We start from the raw sequence: 18278 nt of genomic DNA on the forward strand, positions 1-18278 counted from the left end.
TGAGACGCAGGCGCAAGATGCCCGTGGCAGGGGCATGGATGTTCGTCTTATGTTCCGGCCATGGGCGTGACGATTCTCAGCTTCGGGCGCGATCTGCGGATGCAGGACCATCCGGCGCTGGCGCGCGCGGGGGCGGAAGCGGGCACGGTTCTGCCGGTTTTCATCGTCGACCCGGCGGTCTGGTCGGCGCCCGAGGCCTCTGCGCGGCAATGGCGGGTGGTGGCCGAGGGGCTCGCGTCGCTTTCGGCCGCGCTCGCGGCCCGGGGCGCGGCGCTGCAGGTCGAGACCGGTCCGGCCGCCGAGGTGCTGGACGGGCTGGCCGCGCGCTGGCCGGTCACGCAGGGGCTGGCGCTGGGCGCGCAGGCGCAGGCCGAGGCCTGGGCGCGGCGGCGCGGCCTGCCCTGGAGGAACTTGGCCGTGTCCCGACGTCCGGTTCCGCCTGTCGGCGAGCTGACCGCGCCGCCCGGGCTGAGGCCCGGGCCGATCCCCGAGGCGCGCGATCTGGGGCTTGGCTTCGATCCCTGCCCGGGGCGGCCGCGCGGCGGTCGGGCCGAGGCCGAACGGGCGCTGGCCGCCGCGCTGGCGGGCGCCGATCCCGATGCCGCTCTGTCGGCGCACCTGGCCTGGGGTGTGCTGTCGGCGGGCGAGGTGGCGCGGGCGGCCCGTCTGGCGCCCGAAGAACCGGGGGCACGGCCCCTCGCGGCCTGGCTGGCCCGGCGCGCCCGGTTACAGCGGAGCGCGGCCGCCGCTTCCGACCCTGTGGCCGCGCGCCCGGACCCCGTGGTGGATCCTGCGGAGGACCCGGCGGCCGCGGCGCGACTGGCGGCCTGGGCGCGCGGCGAGACCGGGCTGCCCGCAGTCGATGCCGCGATGCGCGCGCTGATCCATGACGGCATGCTCGATGCCGGGCGGCGCGCTCTTCTGGTCGCGGTCGGCTGCGGTCCGCTCGGGCTCGACACGGGGGCTTGCAGCCGGGTCATGGCGCGGCTTTCGGCCGATTACGATCCGCGCCTGCACGGGCCCCGGATCAGCGCGGCGGCGGCGCGGCATGTCGATCCGCTGCGCTGGGGGCTCTCGGCCGATCCCGAGGGCGTCTTCCTGCGCAAATGGCTGCCCGAGCTGGCCGATCTTCCAGTCGGGGCGCTGCATGCGCCCTGGACCTGCCCGGCCGCGGCGCGGCGACTGGGGCGCCGCTATCCGCATCCGCTGATTGCTCCCGCTCCCGGTCCTCCGGCAGCCTCCCGGTTCGCGAGGCCCGTCTCGCGACGGCCCTCTTCGCGACGGCCTGACTCGCGGCAACTGGCCTTCGATCTCTGAGGCCTGCGGGCGCACAGAGGCTGTGCGGATGGCTCGCCGGGCGGAAGACGCGCGGGCGCCTCCTGTCCGAAAACGGACAGAGGGACCGCAAAACCTGCGCTTTCTGCCGGTCTGTCCCCGGCAAGGGGCCGGACAGGGGGACGCGCGGCACCGGGGTGTGGCCCTTCACCCTCTGGCAAAAGCGCTATATCGTCGCCCGGAACAGGCAAAAGAGGGTCCCATGACGCGCCCCAGGGTCGGCATCATCGGCAACAGCTTTCTGATCAACGACGAATATCCCGCCCATGCCGGTGGCACGATGAATTCCGAGGCGGTGGCCGAGGTGGCGGGGGCGCTGCCGCTGCTGATCCCGGCCGATCCGCGCTTTGTCAGCGTGCCCGAGCTGGTCGAGTGTTTCGACGGTTTCCTGTTCACCGGCGGACGGCAGAATGTGCATCCCGAGGAATATGGCGAGGCCGCGACCGAGGCGCATGGCGCCTTCGACCGGGCGCGCGATGCCATCAGCCTGCCGCTGATCCGGACCTTGGTCGAACGCGGCCAGCCCTTCTTCGCGATCTGTCGCGGCTTTCAGGAGGTCAATGTCGCGATGGGCGGCACGCTCGATCCCGAAATCCGCGACCTGCCGGGGCGGATGAACCACCGGATGCCGCCCGACGGCACGCTTGAAGAGAAATTCGCCCTGCGCCACATGGTGACGCTGACCGAAGGCGGGCTGTTTCACCGCATTCTCGGCGCGACCGAGGTGATGACCAACACGCTGCACGGGCAGGGCATCAAGCGGCCCGGGCCGCGGATCGTGATCGAGGGGGTGGCGCCCGACGGCACGGCCGAGGCGATCCATGTTGCCGACGCACCGGGCTTTGCGCTGGCGGTGCAGTGGCATCCCGAATACCGCGCCGCCCGCGATCCGGTCTCGCGGCCGCTCTTCGAGGCCTTCGGCAAGGCCGTCGCCGCCTGGGCGCGGGGCGACCGCCCGGCGGTCCTGAAGACGGCCTGAGGCGGGCCCGGGCCCGAAAATCGGCCAGAAGATTCGTCAGAAGATCCACCCGCGCACGGGCTCGTGACTTGAGCTTCCAGTTGCTGGACCCTCTAGGCGTCGCGCCGCAAGACCGATAACGGCGGAGACGAGACGATGAAACGACCTTTTCTGATCGGCGTGGCGGGCGGTGCCGCGGTTGCGGCTGGCCTTGGCGGCTGGTTCTGGCTGCAGCCTCCCGGGGCGGATCCCGGCATGGAGGGCGGTGAGGCGGACGGGCCGCGCGCGCTGGTGCAGGTCGAGATGCCGCGGCTGAGCTCGCAGGCCGAGGCCGGGCAGGCGGTGTTCTCTGAGAATTGCGCCCAGTGTCATGGCACGCGGGCCGATGGGCGCGAGGGGCTCGGCCCGCCTCTGATCCACCCGATCTACGAACCGAACCACCATGGCGATTATGCCTTCCTGCGGGCGGCGCGGCAGGGGGTTCAGGCGCATCACTGGCGCTTCGGCGACATGGCGCCGGTGCCGGGTGTCAGTACCGCCGACATTGCCTCTGTGGTCCGTTTCGTGCGCGAGGTTCAGCGCGCCAATGGCATCCGCTGAACGCGAGCCGGACCCCCGGGCCTAGAGCTTTATTTCCATGCGGAAATTCGTCAGTGCCACGCCGTGGCGGATGACGCTTTGGCGGGCGGTCTCGTGCCAGCCATGGCGCGCGAAGAAGGGGCGCGCGACAAGGCTGGCCTCGGTCGAGAGATGGTCGAGGCCAGAGCGGCGCGCCTCGCGCAGGATGGCCTGCAACAAGGCCCGGCCGATGCCGCGACCGGTCCAGTCTGGAGAGACATAGGCGAAGTCGAGATAGCCGTCCTCGCCCAGTGTCATGAAGCCGACGGGGCTGCGGCGGATCTCGGCGATGACGGTGTGGCGCCGCAGAAGCTTGTCTTCCCAGTCGGGTGGGGCCTCGGGTGAGGGCGACCAGGCATCGCGCTCTTCCGGAGAATAGCTGAGCGAGGCGCCGCGATGGACCGCGTCGTGAAACAGCGCGCGGGTCGGCGCGCCATCGCCCGCCCGTGCCCGGCGCAGCCGCATCCGCGGTTCAGAGGTGCTCAGGTGACGGCGGCGCGGGCGCGGTAGGTCGGGTCGTCCCAAAGCCGGTTCTCCATCACGTCCTGAAGGATCAGCGCCGCACGCCTGATGTCGTCCTCGCCGGTATAAAGCGGGGCGATGCCGAACCGCATGATGTCGGGCGCGCGGAAATCGCCCACCACGCCCCGCGCGATCAGCGCCTGGATTGCGGCATAGCTGTCCGTGAAGCGGAACGAGACCTGGCTGCCACGCTGCTGGGGATCGCGCGGCGAGGCCAGTTCGAGCTGCGGGCAGCGGCTCTCGACCTCGGCCAGGAAAAGCTCGCCAAGTTCGATCGAGCGGGCGCGGATATCGGTCATCGACACCCCCTCCCAGACCGCGAGCGCGGCCTCGAGCGCGGCCATCTGCAGGACCGGCGGGGTGCCGACGCGCATCCGGTCGATGCCCTCTCCCGGTCGATAGCCCTGTTCGAAGGCGAAGGGCGCGGCATGGCCGAGCCAGCCCGACAGCGCGGGCAGCGCCATGTCGGCATGGCGGGGTGCGACATAGATGAAGGCCGGAGCGCCCGGCCCGGCATTGAGGTATTTATAGGTACAGCCGGCCGCGAAATCGGCACCGCTGCCGGCCAGATCTATAGGAATCGCGCCCGCCGAATGGGCCAGATCCCAGACCGTCATCGCCCCCGCGTCGCGCGCGCGCGCCGAGATCGTGGCCATGTCATGCAGTCGCCCGGTGCGATAGTCGACCTCGGTCAGCATCACCACGGCGATATCCTCGTCGATGGCGGCCTCGACCTCCTCGGGGGCGACGATGCGCAGCTCATGATCCTGGCCGAGGCTCTGGAGCAAGCCCTGGGCCATGTAGAGATCGGTCGGGAAATTGCCCGAGTCACTCAGCACGACGCGGCGCTCCGGCCGCATGGCCAGGGCTGCGGCAAGCGCCTGGTAGACCTTGATCGACAGCGTGTCGCCGATCACGACCGTTCCCGGCTCGGCGCCGATCAGCCGACCGACGAGACGGCCGAGCACGCGGGGCATGGCCATCCATCCGGCCTTGTTCCAGCCGCCGATCAGCATCTCGCCCCATTCCTCGCGCACCGCCTGTGCCGCCCGTGCCTCGGCCCCCAGGGGCATCGGTCCGAGCGAGTTGCCGTCGAGATAGATCACTCCCTCGGGAATGTGGAACTGCGCGCGCGTCGCCGCGAAATCGGTCATTCATGGGCCTCCCTGACCAAAGCTTTGGCGTGAAAGCTTCCGTTGCGCAAGGGGCGGGACGATTCAGCCCCTTGATCGTGCCGGGCGGGACTCTCTAAAGGAGAACGACATGCGCGACGGAGACCCGATGACCCGGCTACTGCATTACCTGGAACTGCCGCCGATGTGGCTGGCCCTGTTCGCGGGGCTGGCCTGGGCGCAGTCGGCCATCCTGCCCTTCGGCTTCCTGGGCTGGGTGGGCGATGTCGGCGGCCTGTTGCTGGTGGTCTTCGGGCTGGCGCTGGCCTCCTGGGCGGCGCTGCGGGTGGTTCTGGCGCGCAGCTCGCTGATCCCGCGCGAGCGGCCCGACCGGCTGGTCATCACCGGCCCTTATGGCCTGACCCGCAATCCGATCTATCTGGCCGATGCGGCGATCCTGACGGGACTGATCCTGATCTGGGACGCGCTGCCGAGCCTGATCCTCGTGCCGGTCTTCCTGAAGCTGATCGAACGGCGCTTCATCCGCCGCGAAGAGGCGCTGATCCGCGAGGCTTTCGGGGCCGAATATGACGCCTATTGCCGACGGGTCGGACGCTGGCTCTGAGGCCACGGGAAAATCCGGGACAGGGGATGCACCGATCCTGAAACTTGTGAAACATTGTTGCGCAATGCTATGAGACAGCGGCCTTAAGCGGCCCAACGCCTGAAAGAGGGGACAAGAACGTGAAAATCGGGGCACCGAAAGAGATTCTGGAGGGCGAGGCCCGCGTGGCCATGACCCCCGACTCTGCGGTCCAGCTTCGGAAGCTGGGCTATGACTGTCTGATCGAAACCGGGGCGGGAGCGGCCGCGGGGTTTGCCGATGCCGCCTATGAGGAGGCGGGCGTCAAGGTGGTGCACTCCGCCGAGGCGCTGTGGCAGGGCTCCGACATCGTCGTCAAGGTGCGCGAGCCTGTCGCCGAGGAAGTGGCGCGGTTGCGCAAGAGCCAGACGCTGATCAGCTTCTTCTGGCCGGCGCAGAACGAGGCGCTGCTCGAGCAGTGCAAGGCCAGGGGCGCCAATGTCATCGCGATGGACATGGTGCCGCGGATCAGCCGCGCCCAGAAGATGGATGCGCTCTCCTCGATGGCCAATATCGCGGGCTACCGCGCGGTGATCGAGGCAGGCTCGAATTTCGGCCGCTTCTTCACCGGTCAGGTGACGGCGGCGGGCAAGGTGCCTCCGGCCAGGGTGCTGGTGGTGGGCGCGGGCGTCGCGGGTCTGGCCGCGATCGGCACCGCGACCTCGCTGGGCGCCATGGTCTATGCCTTCGACGTGCGTCCCGAAGTGGCCGAGCAGATCTCGTCGATGGGGGCCGAATTCGTCTTCCTCGATTTCGATGAGGATACCGCCGACGGCTCGGAAACGGGCGGCTATGCCAAGCCCTCCTCGCCGGAATTCCGCGAAAAGCAGCTTGCGAAGTTCCGCGAGCTGGCGCCCGACATGGACATCGTCATCACCACCGCGCTGATCCCCGGCCGCCCCGCGCCCAAGCTCTGGCTCGAGGACATGGTGGCGGCGATGAAGCCCGGCTCGGTCGTGGTCGATCTGGCCGCCGAGAAGGGCGGCAACTGCGACCTGACCCGGCCCGGCGAGAAGATCGTCAGCGACAATGGCGTGACCGTGGTCGGCTATACCGATTTCGCCAGCCGCATGGCGACGCAATCCTCGACGCTTTACGCCACCAACATCCGTCACATGATGACCGACCTGACGCCCGGCAAGGACGGCCAGGTCGTGCATAACATGGAAGATGACGTGATCCGGGGCGCGACCGTCACCCATGAGGGCGAGATCACCTTCCCGCCGCCGCCGCCCAAGGTGAAGGCGATCGCGGCAGCCCCGAAGAAGGACAAGCCGAAAGAGCTGACTCCCGAGGAGAAGAAGGCCCAGGAGGCCGCCGCCTTCCGCAAGCAGACGATCACCCAGATCGGCATGCTGGTCGCGGGCGGTCTTCTGATGGCGCTGATCGGGGCCTTCGCGCCGGAAAGCTTCATGAGCCATTTCATCGTCTTCGCGCTGAGCTGCTTCGTCGGCTTCCAGGTGATCTGGAATGTCAGCCACTCGCTGCACACGCCGCTGATGGCGGTGACCAACGCGATCTCGGGCATCATCATCCTGGGCGCGCTTCTGCAGATCGGGTCGGGCAACTGGCTGGTGGTGATCCTCGCCACATTCTCTGTCCTGATCGCGACGATCAACATCGTGGGTGGCTTCCTGGTGACACGCCGGATGCTGGCCATGTTCCAGAAATCTTAAGGGGGCAGGGGATATGTCCATCGGTATCGTTTCCGCGGCCTATATCGCCGCCGCCGTTCTCTTCATCCTCGCGCTCGGCGGGCTGTCGAACCAGGAAAAGGCCAAGCGCGCCGTCTGGTACGGCATCGTCGGCATGGGGCTTGCGGTGCTGGGCACCGTCTTCGGCCCCGGCATCGGCCATTACTGGCTGCTGATCCCGGCCGTCCTGATCGGCGGCTATGCCGGCTACGAGGTCGCGCGCCGGGTCGAGATGACCGAGATGCCGCAGCTGGTGGCGGCGCTCCACAGCTTCGTCGGCCTCGCCGCGGTCTTCATCGGGCTCAACGCCCAGCTCGAACTGAGCCATGTGCTGGCGCTGAAGGCGGCCGATGACGGCGCCGCCGTCGAGGCGCTGCGGGGCTTTGCCTCGGTGCTGGCGCACAAGACACCGGTCGAGATCTCGATCCTCAAGGTCGAGGTCTTCCTCGGCATCTTCATCGGGGCGGTGACCTTCACCGGCTCGGTCGTGGCCTTCGGCAAGCTCGCGGGCCGGATCGACGGCAAGCCGCACAAGCTGCCGGGCGGTCATATGCTGAACCTCGCAGCCCTCCTGCTGTCGATCGCGCTGGGCTATCTCTACTTCACCGGTGCGGGCATCTGGACCATGGTCCTGATGGCGATCCTCGCGGGCTTCATCGGCTGGCACCTGATCATGGGCATCGGCGGCGCCGACATGCCGGTCGTGGTCTCGATGCTGAACAGCTATTCGGGCTGGGCTGCGGCCGCCATCGGCTTCACGCTGGGCAATGACCTCCTGATCGTGACCGGCGCGCTGGTGGGCTCGTCGGGGGCGATCCTCAGCTACATCATGTGCAAGGCGATGAACCGGCATTTCGTCAGCGTGATCCTGGGCGGCTTCGGCGGCACCGGCGGTCCCGCGGCCGAGGTCGAGGGCGAGATGATCGCGATCGACGCCGATGGCGTGGCCGCGGCGCTCGAGGATGCCGACAGCGTCATCATCGTGCCGGGCTACGGCATGGCGGTCGCGCAGGCGCAGAACTCGGTCTCGGTCCTGACCGAACATCTGAGAAAGCAGGGCAAGACCGTGCGCTTCGCCATCCACCCGGTGGCAGGCCGTCTTCCGGGACACATGAACGTGCTCCTGGCCGAAGCCAAGGTGCCCTATGACATCGTGATGGAGATGGACGAGATCAACGAGGATTTCCCCGAAACCGACGTCGCCATCGTCATCGGCTCGAACGACATCGTCAATCCGGCGGCGCAGGACGACCCGAATTCGCCCATCGCCGGCATGCCGGTTCTGGAAGTCTGGAAAGCCAAGCAGGTCTTCGTGTCGAAACGCGGCCAGGGCACCGGCTATTCGGGGATCGAGAACCCGCTCTTCTACAAGGAGAACACCCGGATGTTCTACGGCGATGCCAAGCAGAGCCTCGACAAGCTGCTGTCGATCATCCGCTGATCCCGCCCGGGATCGCGAAACAGGAACGCCCCGCCCCGACCGGCGGGGCGTTCTGCATCTGAGGGCCCCCTGCCTTCAGCGGCGGCACGGGCCCGGGCCGCGCGCCTTGGGGGAGGGACCGGGCAGAAAGCCGCCCCTGCCGTCTTCTTCTTGGAAAAAATACCCGCGGCCCCGCAGGGGCTGCGCGCCCCCGGGGCGCGCCCTGCCGCGTTTACAAATCGCGCGGCTTGGCTAGAGGTGGTGCAACGCGCGCGAACAGAAGGCCAGCCGCCATGCCGATCCAGGACCATCCCCTGCGCTATGCGCTGACCAACGAGCTGCATACGCGGCCCTTTCCGTCGCTGCAGGCGCCCTGCCATGCCGCCTTTCTCGCGATCAAGCCGCCGCTCGATGCCGCGATCCGCGACCGCGATGCCGACCGCGCCCATGTGATCGACCTGCTCGACCGCTTCGGGGCCCAGCATCCCAAGCCCGGCGAGACCCATTTCTTCGGCCAGATGGGGCGGCACAAGCTGAAATGGGAAAGCCATACCGAATTCGCCACCTACACCGTCTTCACCCCCGGCGTCGCCGACCAGCCCTTCGATCCGGCCGCCTTCGAGGTGTTTCCCGATGACTGGCTCGAAGCCGCACCGGGCGCGCGGCTGACCTCGGCCCTGATCCGGATCGAGCAGATCCGCAACGGCGGGACGGAGATCGGCGCGCATATCGGCGAATGGTTCGTACCCGACAGCCTCTCGGCGGCGGCGATCCTCGACGGTGCGGCGGTCATGGCGACGGATTTCCGCATCGATACCGGCGGTCACATGCGGATGGCGATCTTCGTGCAGCCCGAGATCGGCCAGCGCCGGATCGGCCGCATCGTGCAGCGCCTGACCGAGGTCGAGACCTACAAGGCGATGTCGATGCTGGGCCTGCCCCGGGCGCGGCAGGTCAATGCCCGCCTCGCCGAGCTCGATCCGCAGCTGAGCGCGCTGGTGGGCGAGATGACCGGCGGCCAGCGCCAGCCCGAAGAGACGCTGCGCAACCTCCTGGCGGTCTCGGCCGAGCTGGAAAGCCTGCTGGCGCAATCCGCCTTCCGGTTTTCGGCGACGACGGCCTATGAGGCGCTGGTGCATCAGCGGGTCGAGGTGCTGCGCGAGGAACGCTTCCAGCACCGCCAGACCTTTCAGGAATTCATGATGCGCCGCTACGACCCCTCGATGCGGACGGTGAAGGCCAGCGAGGCGCAGCTCGATTCGATGACCCGGCGCGCGGTCCGCGCGGCCAACCTCTTGCGGACCCAGGTCGATGTGGAACGCTCGGCCCAGAACCAGAAGCTGCTGGAAAGCATGGACCGGCGCGCCGATCTGCAGTTGCGCCTGCAGCGCACGGTCGAGGGGCTGTCGGTGGTGGCCATCAGCTATTACGCGGTCAGCCTGGTGTCCTACATGATCGCGCCCGGGGCCGAGGCGCTGGCGGTTTCGAAAGCGCTGGCGACGGCGGTGGTGACGCCGGTGGTGGTGCTGGTGGTCTGGCTGATGATCCGGCGGCTGCGCAAGGGCATGGATCATTGAGCCTCACGCCCTGACGGGCGGCCCGCGCACGACCCTGTCATGGCATTCCGGGGCGCCGGGACAGGCCGCAGAACCGGGCGGTCCGTCCGTGCCATCGCGGCAGGCAATGCGCCGCGGCCCGGCGCCCGGCGCATTCGGTCTCTGGCTCTGGCTGCGGGCTCTGGCTGCGGACGCTTGTTGCGGGCGCTTCCGCGCGTCCGTTTCGGTCGGGCTTTCGAGCTTCGCGCTTGACCTTGTCAGGGGCGGCCCCCAGTCTCGGCTGGAAACCCTTCCGGAGATCCCCATGGCCAGCCCGCTGACGCCCCGGCAAATATTTGAAAAGCTTGTTTCCTTTCCGACGGTCAGCCGCGATGGCAATCTCGCGCTGGTCGACTGGGTCGAGGGCTATCTGGCCGAGGCCGGGATCGCCGCCAGCCGGGTCTGGAACCCGGCGCGCTCGAAGGCCGGCCTTTATGCCCATGCCGGCCCGCAGGTCGCGGGTGGCGTCATGCTGTCGGGCCATAGCGATGTGGTGCCGGTCGACGGCCAGGACTGGAGCTCGGACCCCTGGGAGCTGACCGAACGCGGCGGGCGGCTTTACGGGCGCGGCACCTGCGACATGAAGGGCTTCGATGCGCTGGCGATCTGGGCCATGGTCGAGGCGCAGCGCGTGCAGCCGGCGCGGCCGCTACAACTGGCGCTGAGCTATGACGAGGAACTGGGCTGCATCGGCGCGCCGCCGCTGATTGCGCAGATGGCGCGCGAGGGCTTCCCGAAGGCTGCGGCGGTCATCGTGGGCGAGCCCTCGATGATGCAGGTGGTGACCGGCCACAAGGGCAATATCGGCTTCGAGATCCGGCTGAAGGGCCATGAGGTGCATTCCTCTCTGCAGCATCGCGGCGTCTCTGCGGTGATGGAGGCGGGGCGGCTGATCCAGTGGGCGAACGAGGCCAATGACCGCAACCTTGCCCGCGCGCCCGAAGGCGATGACGGGCTGTTCGACCCGCCCTGGACCAGCCTGCATGTCGGCGAGATCGCGGGCGGCACCGCGCAGAACATCACCGCCGCCGATTGCCGGATGGGGCTCGATTATCGCTGCGTGCCCTCGGATAGCCTCGAGGCCTGCCGCACGGCGCTCATGGCCGAGGTGGCGCGGGTCGAGGCGGGCATGAAGGCCGTCTGCCCCGCGGCGGGCATTACGGTCGAGGAAACCTTTTCGGTGCCTGCGCTCGCCCCCGAACGGGACGGCGTGGCCGAGGCGCTGGCGCGGCGGCTGACAGGCGACAATGCCGCCCATGTGGTCAGCTATGCGACCGAGGCCGGACAGTTCCAGGAGGGCGGCTTCTCGACCGTGGTCTGCGGCCCCGGCGACATCGCCCAGGCGCATCAGCCCGACGAATACATCACGCTCGAGCAGTTCCGGCAGGGCGAGGCCTTCATGGCGCGGCTGCTGGCCGATCTTCAGGAATAGCCCATGCCCGTCAGGAACCGCCTCGCCGAACTGCAGCCCGAGATCGCCGCCTGGCGGCGCGACCTCCACGCGCATCCCGAACTGATGTACGATCTGCCGCGGACCTCGGCGCTGGTCGCCGCGAAGCTGCGCGAATTCGGCTGCGACGAGGTGGTCGAGGGCATCGGGCGCTCGGGCGTCGTCGGCGTCATCAGGGGCCGGTCGGACGAGCAGGGGCGGGTGATCGGGCTTCGCGCCGACATGGATGCGCTGCCGATCCTCGAGGCGACGGGGCTGCCCCATGCCTCGAAGACGCCGGGCAGGATGCATGCCTGCGGCCATGACGGCCATACCGCGATGCTGCTGGGGGCTGCCAGATACCTGGCCGAGACCCGCAATTTCGACGGCCGCGCGGTGGTGATCTTCCAGCCCGCCGAAGAGGGCGGCGCAGGCGGTCTGGCAATGTGCAGGGACGGGCTGATGGAACGCTTCGGCATCAATGAGGTCTATGGCCTGCACAACATGCCCGGTATCCCGGTCGGTGCCTTCGCGATCCGTCCGGGGCCGATCATGGCAGCGACCGACGAGTTCGACATCATCGTCACCGGCAGGGGCGGCCATGCCGCCAAGCCGCATTACTGCATCGATACGACGCTGGTGGCTGCGCATATCGTCGTCGCGCTGCAATCCATCGCCGCGCGCAATGCCGACCCGCTGAAACAGCTCGTGGTCTCGGTCTGCAGCTTCCGGACCGATTCCGAGGCCTATAACGTGATCCCGCAGACGGTGCTTCTGAAAGGCACGGTCCGGACGCTGGAAGAGGGCATGCGCGATCTGGCCGAGGCGCGCGTGACGGCGGTGGCCGAGGCGACGGCAGCGGCCTATGGCGCAACCGCCGAGCTGCGCTATAGCCGCAACTATCCGGTCACGGCCAACGCCCCCGAACAGACCGTTTTCGCGGCCGCGATGGCCGAAAAGATCTCGGACCGGGTCGAGAGGGCGACCGCGCCGCTGATGGGGGGCGAGGATTTCAGCTATATGCTGCTCGAACGGCCCGGCGCCTATATCTTCCTTGGCAATGGCGACACCGCCTCGCTGCATCACCCGGCCTATGAATTCGACGACGGGGCCATTCCCTTCGGCGCGTCCTGGTTCGTCGAACTGGTCGAGAATCGTCTGCCTGCGGACTGAGGGCGGGCCCCTTTGGCCCGGAGTGGACCGCGACATCGCCCTGCGCTGTCTGGGCCTATGGCGCGATCCCGGGGCAGGGGATAGCCTGCTGGGAAAGAGGCGCCAGCGAGGGGACCACCATGACCGGAGCGAATGACGAGCGGTTTCCGAAAAGCCTGATCCGGGCGGACCGGCTCGTGACCGATACCAAATGGAACATGGCCGAGAACGGCTCGACCCCGTTTTCCGATTTCTTCGGGCTGGCGATGCTGTCGAGGGGCGCGGTCACGGCGGCGCTGACGACAAGGCGGCCGACCCCCTTCTCGGGCGCGCTGCACCTGCCCCTGGTCTTCCGCCGCCGCTCGAAGACCCGGCTCTGGACCGGCGGCCGGCTGCTGTCCTGGCGCTAGACGGAAGGCCTGTCATCGCAGGGTTTTCTGCCTGCCGCTCTGAGCTGCGGAAGGCAGATGTCTTCGATCCGATTGATTTGTGCGTCGATGGTGGCGTCCATCTTGTTGCGGTCTTCAGATGGGCCGCCCGGAGTGAGTTTGTTCCGTTTCGCTTGGCGCTTGTCGGGGGACAATTCGTCCCGCGACCTGACGTCCTGGAACACGATATCGAACTGTTTCATCAGCTCTCCGATGGCTTGTTCGAGGTCGGCGTCGAACAGCGCTTTTGCGGTCGGCATGCAGTCCGCCAATGACCGACGGGCAAGAGACGCGGTTTCGCGGAGTGTCTCGTAATATCTGTGAGCCTTGGCGGCCTCTGACGTGAGGGCCTCTGCACCGTCCTGCAAGTCCCTCTGAGCGGATCCGGACGTGAAGAGGTTCGCCGCGGCATGGCGCAGATCGCCCAGGCTTCGCCTGGCGTCATAGGTCGCGATCAATATGCGCTCTGCCTGATCTATCTGGCGCTCAGAGATCTTCTGTTCACGCCAGCTTTCGAACGTTCTGGAGCCGAGCCATGCGGCAAAAACAACCGCGACGGCTCCAGAAATTGTGCCGATGGCTACACCAATTGTGCCGATGCCCGAGAGCACACTGCCCAGAGCGGACCATTCCTAATGTGTCCAGCGCATGCTGTCCTGCCTGTTTGCTGCAAGGCGTTCGGCAAAACTGTACCGACCTGGCGGCGGTCGGTACAGGCTAGCAGCTCAGGAGCATCGCCTTCAGGATCAATGGCCAGTTCCGCTGTTCGAGCGTCGGCGCGCAATGGGCGGCGCCGGTGAAGTCGTCGTCAGCGGTATAGGCGCTGGGCGTGATGACCACGCCAAGCCCCGCGGCCCGCGCCGATTGCAGGCCGATATGGGAATCCTCGAAGGCCATGCACTCGCGGGGCGGCAGGCCCAGCCGCTCGAGCGCCAGCCGGTAGATCTCGGGATCGGGCTTCTTGCGCGCGACCTCGTCGCCTGCGGCGATCACGTCGAAGACCCGCTCGGCCGGCTTGCGCCAGCAGCGGCGCACGAGGATCTCGACATTGGGCCGCGAGGTGGTGGTGGCCATGGCGATGGCCATGTCGGCCTCGCGCGCATGCAGGATCAGATCCTCGACCCCGGGGCGCAGCCCGACCGCGCCCTCGGCGATCATCCGGCCATAGGCCTCTGTCTTCTCGGCATGAAGCCGCAGCAGATCGGCCTCGGGCAGCCGGGCCGCCTCGGGCAGCCCCGCCTGAAACGCGCGCAGCCGCTCCTTGCCGCCGCCTGTCTTCAGAAGAACGGCATAGTCCTCGCGCGACCAGTGCCAGTCGAGCCCCCGCGCGGCGAAACTTGCATTGAACGCCGCACGGTGGGTTTCCTCGGTCTCGGCCAGCGTGCCGTCGAGATCGAAGATCAGGGCCCTGATGGTCATCTCAGCTCGTCGGCCAGCCGCGCGACGATGGCGACCAGCACGTCGTAATCGGAAAAGCGCGCATCCTGCGGGATGTCGTCGACATCCTCGGCGCGGTGATAGCCCTCGGTGAAGAGCGCAAAGCGCATGCCGGTGGCCTGTGCGGTCGCCGCGTCGATCTCGCTGTCGCCGACGAAGACCGCCTGCGTCGCGCCAAGCTGCTCGCAGACCGCGCGAAGAGGTTTCGGGTCGGGTTTCTTCACCTCGACCGTATCGCCGCCGACCACGGCGCCGAAGAAGCCGTCGATGCCGAAGGTCTTCAGGATCGCGCGCGAGGGCGCCTCGGGCTTGTTGGTGCAGATGCCCATCGCCCAGCCCTCGTCGCGGAACTGCTCCAGCGCGTCCTCGACGCCGGGATAAAGCGTCGTCAGCGTCGCGGGGTCTGCCGCGTAATGGCCAAGGAAGGCCTCGACCAGGGCGTCGCGCTGGCCGGGTTCAAGCCCGCGGGCCTTGATCACGCGCTCCATCAGTACCTCGACCCCGTTGCCGATGAAGGCGCGGATGGTGTCGAGGTCGAACGCCTCCTGGCCGAGCCCGGCCAGCGTCCTGTTCACGGCGGCATGGATGTCCGGAGCGCTGTCGATCAGCGTTCCGTCGAGGTCGAAGATGATGGCCTTCACGCGGCGTCCTTCCATTTGATCGAGCAGCCCATCGAAGGAATCTGCTCGTGCGGTCCGTGGCCGGTATGGGCCACCTGTAGCATCGCCTCGTAAAGATCGCGCCGCAGGTCCGCAGGCCCGGCCTCCTTGCGCGAGGCATCCAGCCGACCGCGATACTGCAACTCCAGCAGGCTGTTGAAGCCGAAGAAATCCGGGGTGCAGATGGCGTTATAGGCACGCGCGACCGACTGGTCCTCGTCATGGAGATAGGGGAAGGGAAGGTCAAGTTCCGCCGCCACCTTCTTCATGCCCTCGAAGCTGTCCTCGGGATAGGCTTCGGCATCGTTCGAGCAGATCGCGCAGATGCCGACGCCCTGGGCCTGCAGGTCGCGGGCGTCGCGGATGATGCGGTCGCGCACGGCGATGACATAGGGGCAGTGGTTGCAGATGAACATGATCAGCGTGCCCATCGGCCCGTGCACATCCGACAGGGTATGCAGCTTGCCATCGGTGCCGGGCAGGGTGAAATCGGGGGCCTGCCAGCCGAAATCGCAGATCGGGGGAGAGACGGCCATGGGGAACCTCCTTCGGATAGCATGTCTGTCGGAGCAGAAATTAACGCGGATCGAAGCGCGTGCCAGCCGCTTTGTCGCATCCCGGCCCGAGCGGAACAGGGCGGAGAGAGGCGATATGCGGCGGCCGGTTCCCGAGACTTCCGCCGGGCTGACCTTGTCCCCGGATCCAGGACTGGGAGTTAAGGTCCTCCCAGAGAGAGGGACCCCGGATGAGCAGGCAGCCCCGCCGTCACTTCACCGCCGAGTTCAAGGAACAGGCCGTCGCGCGCCTTTCCGAGCCGTGCGTCAGCCAGACCACCGTCGCGCGCGAACTCGGCGTGACGCCGTCGCAGTTGAAAGGCTGGCGGCTCGATCTGGCGGCCGCGATGGCCGCATAATGAATATCGCACCAGTCCGGGATCCGGGGGCAAGCAAAGACCGGCGCAGTGCCTGCGCCGGTCTCGGATCGTTGCCGCGTGCATCCGCCATATCGGGCGGCCGCGGTCGGGCGGAATTGTCTCTGGCGTCAGGCCGCCTGCAACGCGCCCTCGGCGGCCTCGCGGATCGCCCGGATGTTCTGGCCGTAGACGTCGGGCGCATCGACCGAGCCGCCCTTGAAGACGGCCGAGCCCGCGACCAGCACATTCGCGCCGGCCTCGACGACAAGCGGTGCGGTCTCGGGGGTGACGCCGCCATCGATCTGGATATGGACCGGCCGGTCGCCGATCATCGCGCGGACGCGGCGGATCTTGTCGATACAGGAGGGGATGAATTTCTGCCCGCCGAAGCCCGGGTTCACGGTCATGATCAGGACCATGTCGCAAAGATCGAGGATATGCTCGACGCTTTCGGCAGGGGTCGCGGGGTTCAGCACCACGCCGGCCTTGACGCCCTGCGCCCGGATCGCCTGCAGCGTGCGGTGGATATGCGGGCCCGCCTCGATATGGGCGGTGATCATGTCGGCGCCGGCCTCGGCATAGGCCTCGATATAGGCATCGACCGGCGAGATCATCAGATGCACGTCCATGAAGGTCTTCACATGCGGGCGGAAGGCCTTCACCGCGGGCGGGCCGAAGGTCAGGTTCGGGACGAAATGCCCGTCCATCACGTCGACATGCACCCAGTCGGCGCCCTGCGCTTCAATCGCCCGGATCTCGGCACCGAAATTCGCGAAATCGGCGGACAGGATCGAGGGCGCGATCTTGATCGAACGGTCGAACATCTTTGGGTTCCTCCCGATAGGGCCGGATTTTCAGGGAAGGCGCGGCCCCGCGACGGGGCCGCACAGGTCGTTACACCGCTCTGTCACTCGGCGGCTTCGGTCTCGCCCAGCTTCTCGCGCCAGCCCGGGAAGAGCTTGTCGGCATCGAAGGGGAAGCTTTCGAAGGCGCGGGCCAGTTCGCGGTGCTCCTTGGCATAGTCGACGAGGTTCACGCCCGCCTTCCAGGCATCATGCGCCTGGTGCAGCGAGATCGCGCCCGCGGTGCCGCCGTCGAGATGCCCGAAGGCGCCGCCGCCCGAGGTCTGGATCACGTTGGAATGGCCCAGATTGTCGAAGAAGCCCGGCAGGCGCAGCGCGTTCATGCCGCCCGAGATGATCGGGGTGGTGGGCTTCATCCCCAGCCAGTCCTGGCGGTAGAAGGGGCCGTCCGCCACGTCCTCGGTCAGCATGAAGGCCATGATCCTGTCGGAGGGATCGCCCTCCATCTTGCCAAAGCCCATGGTGCCGGTGTGGATGCCCGAGGCGCCCTGCAGACGTGACATCTTGGACAGCACGAAGGCGGTATAGCCGCGTTGCGATTCCGGCGAGGTCACGGCGCCGTGGCCCGCCCGGTGATAGTGCAGGAACTGGTGCGGGAAGGCGCGGCGCGCGGTGGTGATGGCCGCGGGGCCTGCCACGTAGCCGTCCACGAGGAAGGCCACGTGATCGGCATTCTCGCCGAAAGTTTCCAGGATATACTCGCCGCGGGCCAGCATTTCATAATGGTCGTCGGCGGTGATGTTGGCCGAGAACAGCTTGGCCTCGCCGGTCTTGTCCTGGGCCCGCTTCATCGCGTCCGAGACCAGGCGGATCGTCTCTTTCAGCGGCGCGAAGACCTGGTTGCCTTGCGGCTCATCGTTCTTGATGAAGTCCCCGCCCAGCCAGAATTCATAGCAGGCATCGGCGAAGGGCTGCGGACGCAGGCCGAGTTTCGGCTTGATGATGGTGCCCACCACCATGCCGCCATCGGTGACGCTGCGGCCGAGCACGCGCCACATGTCGGCGATGTTCATCGCGGGTCCGTCGAAGAGCCTCAGATAGGCGGGCGGCACGTAGAAGTCGCGCATCTTGGCATGCGCCACGTCGCCCATGCCCTGGTTGTTGCCGATCGTCAGCGTCAGGAACGAGGCCAGCATGGCGCGGCCGTCGATGATGTTGCGGTCGAACAACTCGACCGGATAGGCGATCTTCATCACCTCGTTCCCGGGGTCGATCTCGTAGACGAGCGCATCGACGCCCTTGGTGAAATCGTCGGTGGTGTGCACCTCGACATTGGTGCCGGTCGAGCTTTCGGCGGCGAAATGCGCCGCGGTGGCCAGGTAGTCCCCGTCCCCCTTGGGCTTCATCGTGTAGGCGCAAAGCACGTGACGGCCGCCGGCGATGAGTGCTTTCTCATCGAGGTCGAGGCGGGCATATCGGTTCGACTGATCCATTTCCTATGGCCTTTCGGTTCGTCTTGTCCCCGGGTTCCGGTGGTCTTCGTTCTACGTTGCGCGCGTT

General features: G+C 67.6%; 19 protein-coding genes. 11 read left to right on the forward strand and 8 right to left on the reverse strand.

Going from position 1 to position 18278, the window contains the following annotated elements; genetic code table 11:
- Positions 1 to 60 precede the first annotated feature (60 nt).
- The 3 genes from B5V46_RS06325 to B5V46_RS06335 all read left to right on the forward strand — a co-directional run bounded on the left by B5V46_RS06325 (position 61) and on the right by B5V46_RS06335 (position 2893).
- A complete protein-coding gene (locus B5V46_RS06325) occupies positions 61 to 1317 on the forward strand; it encodes an FAD-binding domain-containing protein (RefSeq protein WP_080615805.1) in 1257 nt (418 codons plus the stop codon).
- A 220-nt stretch (positions 1318 to 1537) separates the two neighbouring features.
- Entirely contained in the window at positions 1538 to 2314 is a 777-nt protein-coding gene (locus B5V46_RS06330) for a gamma-glutamyl-gamma-aminobutyrate hydrolase family protein (protein ID WP_080615806.1), read from the forward strand.
- A gap of 135 nt (positions 2315 to 2449) precedes the next feature.
- Entirely contained in the window at positions 2450 to 2893 is a 444-nt protein-coding gene (locus B5V46_RS06335; RefSeq protein ID WP_080615807.1) for a cytochrome c, read from the forward strand.
- Between the two features lie 21 nt (positions 2894 to 2914).
- Here B5V46_RS06335 and B5V46_RS06340 read toward each other — a convergent pair whose 3' ends face one another.
- Both B5V46_RS06340 and kynU read right to left on the reverse strand, forming a co-directional pair.
- Positions 2915 to 3376, reverse strand: a complete 462-nt coding sequence (locus B5V46_RS06340) for a GNAT family N-acetyltransferase (protein WP_080615808.1) — start codon at positions 3374 to 3376, stop codon at positions 2915 to 2917.
- A gap of 17 nt (positions 3377 to 3393) precedes the next feature.
- Complete coding sequence (gene kynU / locus B5V46_RS06345; RefSeq protein ID WP_080615809.1) at positions 3394 to 4587, reverse strand: kynureninase; 1194 nt, start codon at positions 4585 to 4587, stop codon at positions 3394 to 3396.
- 109 nt (positions 4588 to 4696) lie between these two features.
- On the opposite strand from kynU, the gene B5V46_RS06350 reads away from it, so the two are divergent.
- The 7 genes from B5V46_RS06350 to B5V46_RS06380 all read left to right on the forward strand — a co-directional run bounded on the left by B5V46_RS06350 (position 4697) and on the right by B5V46_RS06380 (position 12888).
- Complete coding sequence (locus tag B5V46_RS06350; RefSeq protein WP_080615810.1) at positions 4697 to 5170, forward strand: isoprenylcysteine carboxylmethyltransferase family protein; 474 nt, start codon at positions 4697 to 4699, stop codon at positions 5168 to 5170.
- Between the two features lie 119 nt (positions 5171 to 5289).
- The gene (locus B5V46_RS06355; RefSeq protein WP_080615811.1) at positions 5290 to 6864 is read left to right on the forward strand and encodes a Re/Si-specific NAD(P)(+) transhydrogenase subunit alpha; all 1575 of its coding nucleotides are present in this window, start codon (positions 5290 to 5292) and stop codon (positions 6862 to 6864) included.
- Positions 6865 to 6877: 13 nt separating this feature from the next.
- Positions 6878 to 8323, forward strand: a complete 1446-nt coding sequence (locus tag B5V46_RS06360) for an NAD(P)(+) transhydrogenase (Re/Si-specific) subunit beta (RefSeq protein WP_080615812.1) — start codon at positions 6878 to 6880, stop codon at positions 8321 to 8323.
- A gap of 272 nt (positions 8324 to 8595) precedes the next feature.
- Positions 8596 to 9879 (forward strand): DUF3422 family protein, encoded by a 1284-nt coding sequence (locus B5V46_RS06365; protein WP_080615813.1) that lies wholly within the window; start codon positions 8596 to 8598, stop codon positions 9877 to 9879.
- A 283-nt stretch (positions 9880 to 10162) separates the two neighbouring features.
- Positions 10163 to 11329, forward strand: coding sequence for an acetylornithine deacetylase (argE, locus tag B5V46_RS06370; protein WP_080615814.1), 1167 nt, complete (start codon positions 10163 to 10165; stop codon positions 11327 to 11329).
- Between the two features lie 3 nt (positions 11330 to 11332).
- Entirely contained in the window at positions 11333 to 12499 is a 1167-nt protein-coding gene (locus B5V46_RS06375) for a M20 aminoacylase family protein (RefSeq protein WP_080615815.1), read from the forward strand.
- A 119-nt stretch (positions 12500 to 12618) separates the two neighbouring features.
- On the forward strand, positions 12619 to 12888 hold the full coding sequence (locus B5V46_RS06380) for a hypothetical protein (RefSeq protein WP_080615816.1): 270 nt from the start codon (positions 12619 to 12621) through the stop codon (positions 12886 to 12888).
- Here the strand turns inward: B5V46_RS06380 and B5V46_RS06385 are convergent.
- The 4 genes from B5V46_RS06385 to B5V46_RS06400 all read right to left on the reverse strand — a co-directional run bounded on the left by B5V46_RS06385 (position 12885) and on the right by B5V46_RS06400 (position 15538).
- A complete protein-coding gene (locus B5V46_RS06385; protein ID WP_080615817.1) occupies positions 12885 to 13517 on the reverse strand; it encodes a hypothetical protein in 633 nt (210 codons plus the stop codon). The two genes, B5V46_RS06380 and B5V46_RS06385, sit on opposite strands and share 4 nt — an antisense overlap.
- A 106-nt stretch (positions 13518 to 13623) precedes the next feature.
- The gene (locus B5V46_RS06390; protein WP_080615818.1) at positions 13624 to 14325 is read right to left on the reverse strand and encodes an HAD-IA family hydrolase; all 702 of its coding nucleotides are present in this window, start codon (positions 14323 to 14325) and stop codon (positions 13624 to 13626) included.
- Positions 14322 to 14984 carry a phosphoglycolate phosphatase gene (gph, locus tag B5V46_RS06395; protein WP_155773966.1) on the reverse strand — a complete coding sequence of 221 codons (663 nt, stop codon included), beginning with the start codon at positions 14982 to 14984 and terminating at the stop codon, positions 14322 to 14324. Before gph ends, B5V46_RS06390 begins: the two co-directional genes overlap by 4 nt.
- Positions 14981 to 15538 (reverse strand): thioredoxin family protein, encoded by a 558-nt coding sequence (locus tag B5V46_RS06400; RefSeq protein ID WP_080615820.1) that lies wholly within the window; start codon positions 15536 to 15538, stop codon positions 14981 to 14983. The genes gph and B5V46_RS06400 overlap by 4 nt, the downstream gene beginning before the upstream one ends.
- 209 nt (positions 15539 to 15747) lie before the next feature.
- On the opposite strand from B5V46_RS06400, the gene B5V46_RS06405 reads away from it, so the two are divergent.
- Positions 15748 to 15915, forward strand: a complete 168-nt coding sequence (locus B5V46_RS06405; RefSeq protein ID WP_080615821.1) for a transposase — start codon at positions 15748 to 15750, stop codon at positions 15913 to 15915.
- Positions 15916 to 16043: 128 nt separating this feature from the next.
- Here B5V46_RS06405 and rpe read toward each other — a convergent pair whose 3' ends face one another.
- A complete protein-coding gene (rpe, locus tag B5V46_RS06410; RefSeq protein ID WP_080615822.1) occupies positions 16044 to 16739 on the reverse strand; it encodes a ribulose-phosphate 3-epimerase in 696 nt (231 codons plus the stop codon).
- 83 nt (positions 16740 to 16822) lie between these two features.
- On the reverse strand, positions 16823 to 18211 hold the full coding sequence (locus B5V46_RS06415) for a ribulose-bisphosphate carboxylase (protein ID WP_080615823.1): 1389 nt from the start codon (positions 18209 to 18211) through the stop codon (positions 16823 to 16825).
- Positions 18212 to 18278 lie beyond the last annotated feature (67 nt).

This window comes from Rhodovulum sp. MB263, assembly GCF_002073975.1.
Taxonomy (GTDB): domain Bacteria; phylum Pseudomonadota; class Alphaproteobacteria; order Rhodobacterales; family Rhodobacteraceae; genus Rhodovulum.